Source organism: Kiloniella sp., assembly GCF_048259265.1.
Classification (GTDB): domain Bacteria; phylum Pseudomonadota; class Alphaproteobacteria; order Kiloniellales; family Kiloniellaceae; genus Kiloniella.
The window spans coordinates 149,769-163,051 of sequence record NZ_JBLXHT010000010.1 but is presented as its reverse complement, the minus strand read 5'-3'; the positions used below and the strand labels follow the sequence as shown (position 1 = coordinate 163,051).

The 13,283-nt window shown below is 42.7% G+C and carries 13 protein-coding genes; 6 read left to right on the top strand and 7 right to left on the bottom strand.

Features of this window, described 5'->3' with window-relative positions; translation table 11 throughout:
- Positions 1 to 140: 140 nt before the first annotated feature.
- On the top strand, positions 141 to 719 hold the full coding sequence (locus ACN0QW_RS15875) for a hypothetical protein (protein WP_417432712.1): 579 nt from the start codon (positions 141 to 143) through the stop codon (positions 717 to 719).
- A 321-nt stretch (positions 720 to 1,040) separates the two neighbouring features.
- Here ACN0QW_RS15875 and ACN0QW_RS15870 read toward each other — a convergent pair whose 3' ends face one another.
- Positions 1,041 to 2,567: a glycosyltransferase family 39 protein gene (locus ACN0QW_RS15870; RefSeq protein WP_417432769.1), complete on the bottom strand. Its 1,527-nt coding sequence runs from the start codon at positions 2,565 to 2,567 to the stop codon at positions 1,041 to 1,043.
- A gap of 212 nt (positions 2,568 to 2,779) precedes the next feature.
- Between ACN0QW_RS15870 and ACN0QW_RS15865 the strand changes: the two genes are divergently transcribed.
- Positions 2,780 to 3,739, top strand: coding sequence for a glycosyltransferase family 2 protein (locus ACN0QW_RS15865; protein ID WP_417432710.1), 960 nt, complete (start codon positions 2,780 to 2,782; stop codon positions 3,737 to 3,739).
- A gap of 14 nt (positions 3,740 to 3,753) precedes the next feature.
- Here the strand turns inward: ACN0QW_RS15865 and ACN0QW_RS15860 are convergent, their stop codons facing one another.
- From ACN0QW_RS15860 to putA, 4 genes are all read right to left on the bottom strand, one after another.
- On the bottom strand, positions 3,754 to 4,038 hold the full coding sequence (locus ACN0QW_RS15860) for a hypothetical protein (protein WP_417432708.1): 285 nt from the start codon (positions 4,036 to 4,038) through the stop codon (positions 3,754 to 3,756).
- Positions 4,039 to 4,346: 308 nt separating this feature from the next.
- Positions 4,347 to 5,090, bottom strand: coding sequence for a class I SAM-dependent methyltransferase (locus tag ACN0QW_RS15855; RefSeq protein ID WP_299377900.1), 744 nt, complete (start codon positions 5,088 to 5,090; stop codon positions 4,347 to 4,349).
- Positions 5,091 to 5,212: 122 nt separating this feature from the next.
- On the bottom strand, positions 5,213 to 5,740 hold the full coding sequence (locus ACN0QW_RS15850) for a hypothetical protein (RefSeq protein ID WP_417432706.1): 528 nt from the start codon (positions 5,738 to 5,740) through the stop codon (positions 5,213 to 5,215).
- A gap of 132 nt (positions 5,741 to 5,872) precedes the next feature.
- On the bottom strand, positions 5,873 to 9,010 hold the full coding sequence (putA, locus tag ACN0QW_RS15845; RefSeq protein WP_417432704.1) for a bifunctional proline dehydrogenase/L-glutamate gamma-semialdehyde dehydrogenase PutA: 3,138 nt from the start codon (positions 9,008 to 9,010) through the stop codon (positions 5,873 to 5,875).
- A gap of 152 nt (positions 9,011 to 9,162) precedes the next feature.
- Here putA and ACN0QW_RS15840 point away from each other — a divergent pair, with 152 nt between their 5' ends.
- Both ACN0QW_RS15840 and ACN0QW_RS15835 read left to right on the top strand, forming a co-directional pair.
- Positions 9,163 to 9,642: an Lrp/AsnC ligand binding domain-containing protein gene (locus tag ACN0QW_RS15840; RefSeq protein WP_299377891.1), complete on the top strand. Its 480-nt coding sequence runs from the start codon at positions 9,163 to 9,165 to the stop codon at positions 9,640 to 9,642.
- A gap of 58 nt (positions 9,643 to 9,700) precedes the next feature.
- Positions 9,701 to 10,111, top strand: coding sequence for a PaaI family thioesterase (locus ACN0QW_RS15835; protein WP_417432702.1), 411 nt, complete (start codon positions 9,701 to 9,703; stop codon positions 10,109 to 10,111).
- A gap of 31 nt (positions 10,112 to 10,142) precedes the next feature.
- Here ACN0QW_RS15835 and ACN0QW_RS15830 read toward each other — a convergent pair whose 3' ends face one another.
- Entirely contained in the window at positions 10,143 to 10,580 is a 438-nt protein-coding gene (locus tag ACN0QW_RS15830) for a hypothetical protein (RefSeq protein ID WP_417432700.1), read from the bottom strand.
- A gap of 256 nt (positions 10,581 to 10,836) precedes the next feature.
- Positions 10,837 to 11,652 carry an enoyl-CoA hydratase/isomerase family protein gene (locus ACN0QW_RS15825; RefSeq protein WP_417432698.1) on the bottom strand — a complete coding sequence of 272 codons (816 nt, stop codon included), beginning with the start codon at positions 11,650 to 11,652 and terminating at the stop codon, positions 10,837 to 10,839.
- A gap of 219 nt (positions 11,653 to 11,871) precedes the next feature.
- On the opposite strand from ACN0QW_RS15825, the gene ACN0QW_RS15820 reads away from it, so the two are divergent.
- Together ACN0QW_RS15820 and ACN0QW_RS15815 are read left to right on the top strand one after the other, a co-directional pair.
- Positions 11,872 to 12,543, top strand: coding sequence for an orotate phosphoribosyltransferase (locus ACN0QW_RS15820; protein WP_417432696.1), 672 nt, complete (start codon positions 11,872 to 11,874; stop codon positions 12,541 to 12,543).
- Between the two features lie 297 nt (positions 12,544 to 12,840).
- On the top strand, positions 12,841 to 13,137 hold the full coding sequence (locus ACN0QW_RS15815) for an ArsR/SmtB family transcription factor (RefSeq protein ID WP_299377875.1): 297 nt from the start codon (positions 12,841 to 12,843) through the stop codon (positions 13,135 to 13,137).
- Positions 13,138 to 13,283: the final 146 nt, after the last annotated feature.

Here is a 13,283-nt window from a genome sequence, read left to right as displayed (position 1 = left end):
AGATTTCGCACAATTTAGAAACCTTCCCTTGTGATAGCAAGAATTATTCCGTGTTCAATATAGCTATGGATAACAAAATAACGTATAGGTAGATCTTAGGAAAAGAGCTTTGGTAACCCATAAACACGGAATTTATTAGATTGAGTAACGATCCATTGGAGCGCGTCCGTTCCGAACTTATCGAGAATGAACAACTGATTTGGGCGGATCGCCCAGTAAGCGAGCGTTTTTACAGAAAGAAAATCAAAGCAGCAATTGCCGGAAAAGTCATAATCGGTTTGATCGTTTTATGGATACTAGGCGTCATATACACAAGCTTCTCCAGTGGAAATTTACCTGCACTCGCACTCGTCTTTTTTGCGTTACCGCTTCTTTTCATCGCCCGAAAGCTCTTGAAGAAACCAGCTGAAGCCAGACAGCGGGCAGAACAAACTTACTACGCGATTACGGACAAGCGATTATTGATTATCAACGATTACAAAGACAAATCTGTTGAAAGTTATGATCTGGATAAATTGGAATTTGTAGAAAATGCCGAAAACAAAGACGGCACTGGGAATGTCTATTTCACAAAAACATTAATAACGACCATTTCCAACAATGACCGAGATGGACGTTCATCAAGAAACAAGTCGGTACACGAAGTGAAAAAGGGTTTTAAGGGAATTTACGACGCTGAGAATGTTACAGCAGAAATTAATAAGCAGAGAACATCATAATTCTTGCATTATTTCTTACCTAAAAATGCAACCTAATCATTTCAGCAAGCATACCAATAGCTCCATCTCCTTTCGCAACCTCCAAAAGAATAGTCTGCTTTTGTCACTAGTCTCTCTCTATCAAAGTATTCAAAAAAACTACGGCTCACCACTAGTACTATTAAGGACGAGCTAATGCCATCCTCATGGCCAATATCGTTAACCAATTACCCATTTGAGTCCGGCAAAACAATCTTATTTTTCACATGGGGCTAGCCGACAATAAAGCAGCCCTAAGACAATCCAATTTAAGCGAACTGAAGTGCAGAGCAAGCTAACGATTCACTGTTGTTTGTTATTATTTTCCCAGAGATTAAAGCGGTCTGTTTGAAGAATTTTTTCATAATTCTCAATAAGATAACTATTTACGTCAAGATGATTTTGTAAAATTTTCTGACTATCTAACCCATGACCAGTTACCCAGGGCGTAGCGTCATTTTTTTGTACAACAAAATACTTTGGCGGAGATCGCTTTAATCTATCCAATAAGTCACTGGTATAGCGTCCATCATAAAAATTAACCGAAAACGGCCATATATAAGGATAACGGTATTTTGGAGGGGTCTCTTGTAAAAAATACAATCCTGTTTCATAGCCCCAAATAAATATATCTTCATCTGGCTGACGAATTGCAGACAACATATTGCTAAATTTTAACGTGTCAGGAAAGCTGTAATCCGCATTTATATCATATCTATCGAAACGAGTTTCTAGGGATGTTTTTTCGAAAGCATCTCGAAGAGAGAAAGTATTTATTCTAAGAGTACCTGTATCTAAAATAACAATAACGACGAGAACGAAAGATGATATCAGGTAGTTAAAATTAATATTGAAACGTTTTTTGATAATGATCAAAACTTCATTAACTGCGTAACCAAAGAATAATGAATAACCAAATAAAATCGGAATAAAATGGTATATGAATCCCTTCCCCTGTACATAACCAGATAGACCACCACATAGCGTTAGTATGATAGCAGTAACATGGAGTGTGTTGGTCTTTTGCCGAAAAAATCCTGCAACAACCATTCCGGCCCCAAAAAGGACTAGGGTACCATTAACTATTGAATGACCTAAAGCAATCGTCACAGGAGCACTCAAGAGGTGCACCATACTGCCATTGTAATTTAAATAACCTCGTAAAAAGTTTTGTATTTCAATAAAAGGTACAAAACTATCTGTGGCTAAAAGTATGATAATGATGAAGCATAAAAAGACGCCCCCCCCGACTATAAACCAAAAAAGATCTCTCCAATAGAATTGAATACTATCTTCCTTAACAAGAAGCGGTGTAAAAACTAATATTCCTGTAACAGCAATTGTGTATTTATAGCTAAATCCTATTCCAATGAAGACACCAGCAAGGAAGATAAAAATAAATCTCTTATAACTAGCGCTATATTTCCAGCTAACAGTAAGAAAAAAAAAGCAAATAATTATGCATATTATTGCCCACTCATCTGTTTGAGCATGCTCCCAATATGTCAAAGAATAATACATAGAGGAAAAACCAACCGAAGCACCAAGTGCTATTATTTTTTCGTACCCCAACCTTAAAATTGACGAAGTCAAACACGCCATGCCAAGCATTACGAATAACATGTCAAGATATCTAATCGAAAAAATAGAGTGTCCAAAGATTTCTAACGCAAGCCAATGCATAGCTGTCGTCATAGGTGGTTTAATATTAAAAACATCAAGGTATGTCGTTAAACCACTTTGTAACGAAAAAGCAATAGTTGCATGAATCCCCTGATCTCGTCCAAAAGGTTCGGACAATGTATAAGCACCAATAATAATTGGAATCATACTAGACAATAAACATACCGCTATGTGGGAATGATCATTTGATCTCACCTGCAAGAAATTTATTCTCCGTTAATCAGCACTGATATAGACTTTTCATAAATCTTCTTAGCGTGAACTATATAGTGTTGATTATGAAAGTATAATTAATCCTATATGTTATAGCGGAACTCTAAGCGACTTAATGGCAAATTATTTTTCCTGGGTTATTACTAATGGACTCCCAATACCAACTTATATCTATTGTCGTTCCCTTTTTAAACGAACAAGATACGCTAGAGACTTTAAGTAAAAAAGTCGATAAAGCCTTTACTATATTAGATATCTCGTATGAAATTATCTTTGTTGATGATGGCAGTACAGATAACGGCGCTAAGATTATTGAGAAATTAAGTAAAAAAAATGACCGTGTTCGTTTGATTCGCTTTACAAGAAATTTTGGAAAGGCTGCTGCAATTTCTGCTGGATTTCTCGAAGCGAAGGGGCAAGTCATCATTACAATGGATGCTGATTTACAAGATGATCCTGCTGAGATACCAAATTTCCTTAACAAAATTTCTGAAGGATATGATTATGTATCTGGTTGGAAAAAGAGTCGCCAAGATCCTTTGGGGAAAAAGATACCATCGAAAGTTTTTAACTGGATGACTTCAAAGTTATTCGACATTAAAATTCATGATATTAACTGCGGCTTTAAAGCCTATAGCAAAAGAGCAGCTGGGCACCTTAATCTTTATGGCGAAATGCATCGTTTTACACCTGCGATCCTTCATTCCGCGGGTTACAGGGGCACAGAGATTTCTGTTCATCATAACCCTAGGGAACATGGAGTTTCTAAGTATGGAACAGAGAGGATAATTAAAGGGTTACTTGATATGTTTACTGTCAAGATGATGACAACGTATAACGCAAGACCACTCCATTTTTTTGCTATGTTTGGTTTACCCCTTTGTATCTTAGGAGCATCCTTTATCATTTATCTTACTGTTCTTTGGTTTTTAGGTATGGGACCGATTGGGGATCGACCATTACTTTTAATTGGAATTTTATTGTTTGTGACGGGCACACAGGTTTTAAGTGTAGGATTTGTAGCTGAGTTACTTCAATCGACACGTATTAATGAGCAACAAAAATATGTGATAGATCGCATTGTTGAAAAAGGGCAATACCGTTGAAATTATTCAAAAACTTATCTGCTCCTCTCTTTTAGAGACAGCCTAAGATTGTATAGTATTAATACCAGAGTTGCTGCCATAACAATAAAAATTGAGAAAGAACCAACCCTTATTGCTTCAAAAGCCATTAGCAACGAAGCTATCGCTCGTAATAGAAAAAAGTAGGGCGAAACAACAGGTTTTCCTGCCTGACGAGTTTCCCAAGCTTGTAAAACCCAAGAACCAAAGAAAATGCCACCACCTATTAAACCAATAATTTCGTTACTATACAGCTGCTGCAACAGCTCCCATAAAGGCATTCTTTAATTCTCCATATTTAGATGTCGTAGTGCCCATATATATTCTATTATTGTTTTGCCTTGAGCCATCATTTTTAAGGTTAGGGTAGCTGTATTATCGTGATTTTGTTTTGTTCAAATGAACGGAAATCCATACTACATTCTTTTGATACGCCTAAATAAAGTTTCCTTTGCGGAGGTAGCTTTATTCATGTCGAATTGACGTTGGAGAATTTAAACCCAAATCAAAAAGACTAAACGTATAGAAGCCTCTTAGGCCCCATAATTATATGAAATTTTCCTACGAATTTTCTTTAAACTTCATTTGTTTAATTATGATATGGCTTACGTGCAAATAAATAAATTGTCATACCATAAGGGCATGATATTCCTTTTCCTGCAAGGTACGCCTCGACGGACATAATCTTACCAAAAGTCAAGTCAACCACATAAGGTAAAGATGATTTTTGTTTAATAGGCATTGAGCCCTGCTCTGTGGTTTTGTTCTTCGCGTTATAACAAAGTCGAGCGATCGCTGCTAAAGGAAAAAGAGCCGTCATAAAATAACCGCTCCTGACAAGTTCAAGATTAGACGGAAGCAATTTTAAAAGACGCGATCGCGTGTAACGTCGAAAGTGATGATTAGCAATATCGTGAGGGCCCCAAAGCCACGAATATGCGGGTACAGACAAAAGCAGTAAACCACCTGGCATCAAGTGATCAACCAACCATTGTAAAGCCAATTTATCATCCTTGATATGTTCGAGAACTTCCAGTCCAACTATAGCGCTATAATTCTCTTCAATCTTGTCGTTGGGGATCGCTGATGTGTACAGATTTCTTACAGGCTTCTGCTGAATTAAAGGCCACGATTCAGGGGCAACATCTATCGCATCAACCGGGCCATATTTTGATAATTTTTCAATAGCATGTCCACTGCCTGCACCAATTTCCAGTAATGGTCCCTCAACAATGGGGGTATTTTTCAACAATGAATCCATTAGCTCTATTCGACTTCTATTAAGCCAGTTTGGACTTTCGCTATAAAGTAAATCACGAGCTGCTTTTTCCATAAGCCGAATACCTTCTTTTGTGGTCAGGTCTCCCCCTAACCAATGCCTCATTTACTATAATTTTACCCAAATAAACTTTTAGGAATAATGAATAGATGCATTTAGATTTATTGCTGTTTGACCTACTCCCCTGAAATGTTCCTGATTTTGAGCATCACAGTCTCGACATTCCCACCTTCCGATATACCGAATACCCACTCATTAACACCCGAAAAAAAAATATCATCATATCCGTCAGCTCCTCTGGTTAATTTTGGTTCACCGAGCTCATCTAAAGGAAAGGATTTGTATTCAATTGGTTTGGATGATTCGAGGAAAAACACCAAACGTTTAGATGTCAAAACATAAACCAGCCGGCGGCCCAAATAATAGATCCAACAAAACCTGAGGATAACACTCCCTATCGCAACGATAAGAATAATGTTTAAAATCGTCGACAGACTGAAAAAAATAAAAGCCATAACATTCAATAAAGCGGCGAGAATTGCAGCAAACAAGAAGAGCTTTGTAGTCGGAGATCTATATTCCTGTTGCCAAACATGGGAAAAGCGGGGTTGAGCAAACCAGAAGGGCTTCTCATCCGCACGAATAGCAGCTTGTACAAACTCTGTCAGGTCATCTTCGTGCAAATTACGTATCCGTTTCTTCATGCTGCGCTATGGGAAAAGCATCACCAAGATAGTTCATAAGATACGTAAGGCAATAAAAAAACCCGGCAGCCATCCAGATAAGGACAACGACCGGGTTTTCTAATTTTTATGAGTAAAATTCAGTCGGAAAAATCAAAGTGTCATGAGCGAGGTATTTCCGCCTGCCGCTGTTGTATCAATCGAGATAGAATGTTCCGTTGCAAAGCGGTGGAGATACCGGGGGCCACCCGCTTTCGGCCCTGTTCCAGACAATCCCATGCCGCCAAAGGGCTGCACCCCGACAATCGCCCCAATCTGGTTACGATTTACATAGGTATTCCCAACCCGAACACGGCGCGCAATGTAATCCACGGTTTCATCGATACGACTATGGATACCCAGTGTCAGTCCAAAGCCAGAGTTATTAATCTGATCAATAATACTATCCAGCTCCGAAGCCTTATAGCGAATAACGTGTAGGACCGGACCGAAGACTTCCTTTTTCAACATATGTAGCCCCTCTATTTCAAAGGCAACTGGTGCGACAAATGTCCCGTTCGATATACCGGATGGAAGAGGAAGTTCGCGTATAACCTTTGCTTCCGTTTTCATACGAGAAATATGGGCATTTAGCATTGCTGCAGCGTCTTCATCAATCACAGGTCCGACATCAGTCGAAAGCTGAGATGAATCCCCTATCGTCAATTCATCCATTGCCCCGGCAAGCATGGCGAGGATTTTATCCGCCACATCCTCTTGTAAGAAAAGAACACGCAGAGCGGAACACCGTTGTCCCGCAGATTGGAACGAAGATGCCAGCACATCCCGCACAATCTGTTCAGGTAATGCGGTTGAATCCACAATCATGGCATTCTGACCACCGGTCTCGGCAATAAGCGGAACGATTTCCCCTTCACGTGCAGCCAGGGCTCGCTGGATAAGCTTGGCCGTTTCTGTTGATCCGGTAAAGGCGACGCCTTTAATACGATCATCTGATAAAAGCGGCCCAGCCACAGTCGGCCCATCCCCGGGCAAAAGATGCAAGACATCACCCGGAACACCTGCTTGATGAAAAAGCTTCACAGCTTTAACAGCCACAAGACTTGTTTGTTCAGCCGGTTTTGCAATCACCGCATTCCCCGCAGCCAAGGCCGCAGATACCTGCCCCAAGAAGATTGCCAAAGGAAAATTCCAAGGACTAATGCAAAGGAAAACACCCCGCCCATGCATGGACAATTCGTTTCGCTCGCCCGTTGGTCCAGGCATCACAAGCGGATCGCCAAAATCCTGACGGCACTTCACCGCATAATAACGACAAAAATCGACTGCTTCGCGAATTTCGGCAATAGCATCAGCCGTAGTTTTGCCCGCTTCTCGCATGCACAAGGCGATGAATTCCGCTGTATTTTCTTCAAGCAAGTCTGCCATACGTTCCAAGCAGTCACCCCGAACCGTTGCCGGGGTCTGATCCCATCCCCACCAAGCACGATCGGCACGGGCCAAAGCATTCTCGGCCTGTTCAGTAGCAGCCCAAGCAATTTCGCCAACATTGTTCCGACGATCACTTGGTGATGTTACAGCGTGCATTATCCCCACCTGTTCGGCACCACCAATAATCGGAGCACCTTGCCAACCTTCGTTCGCAAATTTGCGGACTTCTGTTCCAAGTTTGGACAATTGGACCGCATCAGAAAGATCAAGACCTTTTGAATTGTGACGCTCTGTGCCAAACATATGTAATGGCAAAGGAATTTGTGGATGCGGAATGTTAAACAGACCACGCGCCTTTAGAATAGGATCTGCAATAATCTCGTCTATTGGCAGCTTTTCATCCTGAATTCGGTTCACAAAAGATGAATTTGCCCCGTTTTCCAATAATCTTCGAACAAGATAAGCCAACAGATCTTCGTGGCTACCAACAGGTGCATATATTCTGACCGGGTGTCCCTTGCCAGCCGAACCAACCACTTGATCATACAGTACTTCGCCCATGCCATGCAGTCGTTGGAATTCAAAATCTTGTTCTGGCCCCGCCATCTCCATAATGGAAGCAATGGTATGCGCATTATGAGATGCAAATTGCGGATAAAAAGCTTCGGGGTCGGCCAGCATCTTGCGGGCACAAGCCAGATAAGACACATCCGTAGAAACCTTGCGGGTATAGACGGGGTAACCCTCTTGTCCCTCTTCCTGCGCAACTTTAATCTCGGTATCCCAATAGGCGCCCTTAACCAGGCGGACCATCAAACGTCGTCCATGACGGTGTGCCATATCAGCAAGCCAGTCGATCACAAATGGGGCACGTTTCTGATAGGCCTGTACCGCCAATCCAAGCCCATTCCAACCCTTGAGATCAGGGTCGCCGGAAACAGCCTCAAGAACATCTAACGAAATTTCAAGACGATCAGCTTCTTCTGCATCAACAGTTAAACCAATGTCATATTTCTTGGCATCCAAGGCCAGCTCTTTCAGGCGTGGGACAACTTCGCTCATGACACGGCTACGATGGGAAAATTCATACCGAGGATGGATCGCAGATAATTTGATAGAAATACCCGGAGAATTGATAGGGCCTCTTCCTGCCGCTGCTTTTCCAATTCCAGCAATGGCAGCACGATAGGCTTCGAAATAACGATCGGCATCAGGCATCGTACGTGCGCCTTCGCCAAGCATATCGTAAGAATAGCGATAGCCTTTTTTCTCGTCGTCAATAGCGCGGTTCAAAGCCTCTTTGATACCGCGTCCCATGACAAACTGACGGCCCAAAATTTTCATTGCCTGTCGAACAGCCTTACGAATAACAGGCTCTCCGCTTTTTTGAACCATTCTTTGTAACAGGCCAGAAAAATCGTTGCTTTCTTCCTTTTTGATCTTCACCACACGGCCCGTTAGCATCAACGCCCATGTAGACGCATTCACGAACAGGGAATCACTGTGACCCAGGTGTGCCTCCCAATCAGCCGAAGAAAGCTTGTCCCGTATCAGTTTATCGATTGTTTCGCTATCCGGAACCCGAAGCAATGCCTCGGCCAGGCACATCAGAACAACGCCTTCTTTTGACGACAGTTCAAATTCGTGCATGAAGGCGTCGATGCCCCCCTGTCCTACACGCGATTTTCGAACTTCCTTCACTAGATCACGCGCACGAGCCGAAATCCTGTCCAGTGCATCACTTGGTAGATCAAGTGCATTAACCAAGTCGGTTACCGCTTGCGTTTCATCCATACGATAAGCAAGACGCAAAGCCTCCATTAAAGGCGTAGCATGAGCCAGTTCTTTATCGATAATCATGTCAGTAAATCCCAGATACCGCGTTCAGGCGCGTATTTCGTATTCATATCTATGAGCAATATACACTAACACTAGCGATATATGCTGCCAAATTCACAAAATATACAATATTATCTCTAGTAAATTTCCTATTTACTAGTTATATAATCTATATGAGTGAAAGAAAGCTGGATCGAATAGATCGTAATATCCTGCGCGTCTTGCAAGAAGATGGCCGTGTCTCTAACGTCGAACTTGCTCGTCGGGTTAATCTTAGCCCCACGCCCTGTCTAGAAAGGGTTAAAAGGCTAGAACAAAGTAACTATATCAAGGGATATATGGCTTGGCTTAATCCAGCTAAGGTAAACGCAAATCTATTGGTTTACGTCCAGATCACGCTTGAACGAACCACCTCGGCAGCCTTTGAAGAATTCAAGAAATCCATTATGGCAATCCCAGAAGTTTTGGAATGTCATATGGTGTCCGGTGGCTTTGATTATCTAATCAAAGTTCGTGCGGCTGACATGGCCGAATATCGTGGTATTCTAGGGGATAAACTAGCGGCAACACCGTGGGTTTCCCAAACCCATAGTTACGTTGTCATGGAAGAACTCAAAAACACCAATATTCTTCCAATCAAAGATAACTTTTAGCACCCTCATTTCGACGAACACCAGTAACCCATAACAATTTGTACTTAGCGGAATCGTCATGAAAAAATCAAATACACAGGATACCACACAAAAAAAATTGAGTAATTTTGGGCAACATATGGGCTATAGCCTTGCTGAGTGGACCGAAGGATCAGCCAGCATTGCCCTGACTATTGCTGACTGCCACTTAAACAGCGCAGGAATTATGCATGGTGGTGTTCTCGCGACCCTAATTGACACAGCTTGTGGCTACACATTGATCCACAATCCAGACCCAGAAAAACGTCGTCGTGCCGTGACCCTCTCTCTCAACACACAATTTACTTCGGCTGCTAAGGTCGATGATAAATTAGTAGCAACAGGCATTTTAAAAGGTGGTGGCAAACATATCAAATTTTTGACTTGTGATGTCAAAAACCAACATGGACAACTCGTTGGTCATGGCGAAGCCGTTATGAAACTATTCTAATCTTCGGGTCTTAAAAACGGCCTGCACACGATTACCGCACAACATCTTTCACCGGCGCAACGATAATCACCAGACGGCAAACATCACCCTGCGCATCACAAAAGGGGAAACATCCACGATACAGATCAATAAAAGACCGATCTGATCGGGGGACAGGACTTAGGGTAAAGGATGTACGCCGCTGTTGCGCCACATCTTCCATTTCTTGCCACTTAATCTGGGCCATTTCAGGATCGAACGCTTCAGCCAACGTTTTCCCCATGGAATTGACACCGGAAGCTTCTATTATTTTATCGCCCTCAAGTTTGATAAGATGACCGGACGGACTGGCCTCATTTCGCTGAATCACCATTGTCCAAGCTAAAATTTTTCGTATTTCTACCGGATTAAAGTCTGACCATAGAGGGAGAGGTAACTGTTCCGAATCATTGGGTCCTAATCTCGGCAACCGATCATAATAGGAAGCCATAAAAAATACCGGGGAACTCTCTGGGATCTCATTCAGATCCAGCATTTTATACATACAAAACCAGCCAATTCAAAAACACCGCAAGAACAACTTCCGACAAAGCCCTTTAAGTATAATCATTTTAATTGATATTAAGATAGTGATTAAAGCTTGGATAGACGCCAGATATCATAATTAAATATCCCAAATGGGGTGCGCAGAAAAGCCCACCATAAAATCAAACTGCAAATATACCTCTGACCAATCTTCGCTATTTCTAGGCACCTGTGAACCTTGGTTTTCGCTTTTCAAGAAACGCAGCAATTCCTTCTTTATAATCCGCAGTATCACAACAAAGAAATGGTTGAGACAGCTCTTCCGCCGTCAAAGGCTTTGCGTCTTGCGCCCGTGAAGCGTGTTTTTTATGCCAACGCGCCACCAACGGCGCGCCTTCTGCAATACGTCTCGCAGAATTATAAACTTCCGCTTCAGCAATATCATCTTCTACAATTCGGCCAATCAACCCTTTTATATACGCTTCTTCGGCCGAGAAAATGCGACCTTCTAAAAGAAGTTCCATTGTGACGCTTCGCCCGACCAGCCCCACCAAAGCAATCATCGCCGGGTAAGGCAGCACGTTCCCGATTTTGTTGACCGGAATACCAAACCTTGCAGAGCGATTGGCTATCCTGAGATCACACTGCGCGGCAATTTCCAGCCCACCGCCCATGCACGCCCCTTCGATAAAGGCGAGGGTTGGGTGTGGACATTGACGAATGGCATCTGCCGCGCGGTCCATTGGCTTGGCATAATCAGCAGCTTGTTGTGATGAAAAGCGAACCTTCCGAAACTCTGCAATATCTGCCCCTGCAGCAAAGGCTCTCCCCCCAGCGCCCCGAATGACAACGCACCGCAATGTCTCATCAACCCCGAGTTCAAGCATAACAGTCCCAAGGTCTTGCCACATAGCCAAATTAAAGGCATTCAGTTTTTCTGGGCGGTTCAAAACAACCGTCGCAATATTATCTTCACGCCAAACCAAGACAGTGTCTTGGTTATTTTCTTTATTACTCTTTTCAGAACCTTCAGACATTCTTCCTCGCGAACAGGTCTCGTTTGGCAAATACAGTTTTGAAACAAGATAACCAGTCTCACCTTAGGATGCTATTATTTACATGAATGTTTTTTGACTTACGTTCCCCAAGGGGGAAAAATATTGCAGCAGGGCAACGCAAGAGGTAAATAGATCAAAATTATTCGGATAGCTGTGAACAAAGAGCTATCGGCAACTGACCCAAGGATCGGATACTCGATGAGCAAAATTACCGAAACCGCCAGAACAACAGCCTCAATTCTGATGGAAATCGAAGCTGTTCTCTTCCGTCCGGAAGACCCATTTACTTTTACATCTGGTCGCATCAGTCCTGTTTATGTTGATTGCCGGAAGATTATCTCTTTCCCCCGCGCCCGTGCAAAGCTGATGGACATGGCCGTTGAACTGATCCAACGTGATATCGGCTATGAATCAATTGATGCTATTGCTGGCGGAGAAACCGCGGGCATTCCTTTTGCGGCAATGATTGCAGAACGCATGGGTCTGCCGATGCTTTATGTTCGCAAAAAACCAAAAGGTTTTGGCCGTGACGCGCAGATCGAAGGATATATGGAAGAAGGCAGCCGCGTTCTTCTGGTTGAAGACCTTGCAACCGATGGCGGCTCAAAGCTTAACTTTGTCGAAGCAATCCGCAACGCAGGCGGTAAATGTGACCATACCTTTGTTTTCTTCCACTATGGCATCTACCCACAGTCCGTAACTGATCTCGCCAAAGAAGGCGTGACACTTCATGCCCTCGCCACTTGGTGGGATGCCTTAAAAGTTGCCGAAGAAAAAGGTTATCTCGAAAATGATAACCTTGTCACTGTTCGTTCATTCCTGAGCAGCCCGAATGAATGGTCCAGCAAACACGGCGGAAAAGCAGATTAGTTCTGATAAGAAGTACTATCACCAAAGAAGAAAGGCTAGCCCGAGAGGCTAGCCTTTCTTTTATATATTTATCACTTCGACCAAACGTCCATCCCTAAGCTCTTCCCAAACATGCGCCACCGATTTGACTGTTAAGCCCAAACCATGCAAAGCGGCACCCTCTTCCATAACCAACGTTTTTCAGAGCTCTAATATATAAAACCCACCTTCAATCATACATGATCTGTATGTGACGGCTTGACAAACAGCCCCTCAGATATTATTTCGATAAATACAGAAATAATATCTGAGGATGATATGGAACTGGATAAAGCAGCAGTCTGTCTTTCAAAACTTGGTAATCCGGCACGTCTGGCAATGTTCCGCCTGCTGGTTAAGGCCGGGGACGAAGGGCTTGCGGTTGGCGATATTCAAAAAGAACTGGATATGCCACATTCCACACTATCACACCATATCTCTCACATGATGACATCGGGACTTCTGATCCAGTCACGTGAAGGTCGGGTCTTACGGTGCCGATTGGATTATCAACTAACAAACAGTCTGTTGGATTATCTGATGGAAGACTGCTGTAATGGACTTCAAGAGGCTTGAGCCCAGAACTTAAACCCAGAACTTAACCTAAGAGAACTTAGTCCTAGAGAATTTAACCTCTGAACGAATAAGACCATAATTTAGAAGAAGAGATCCATGTTGAATAAAGCTTGCTTAAATATTTCGATAATTCCAGAAATAAGGTA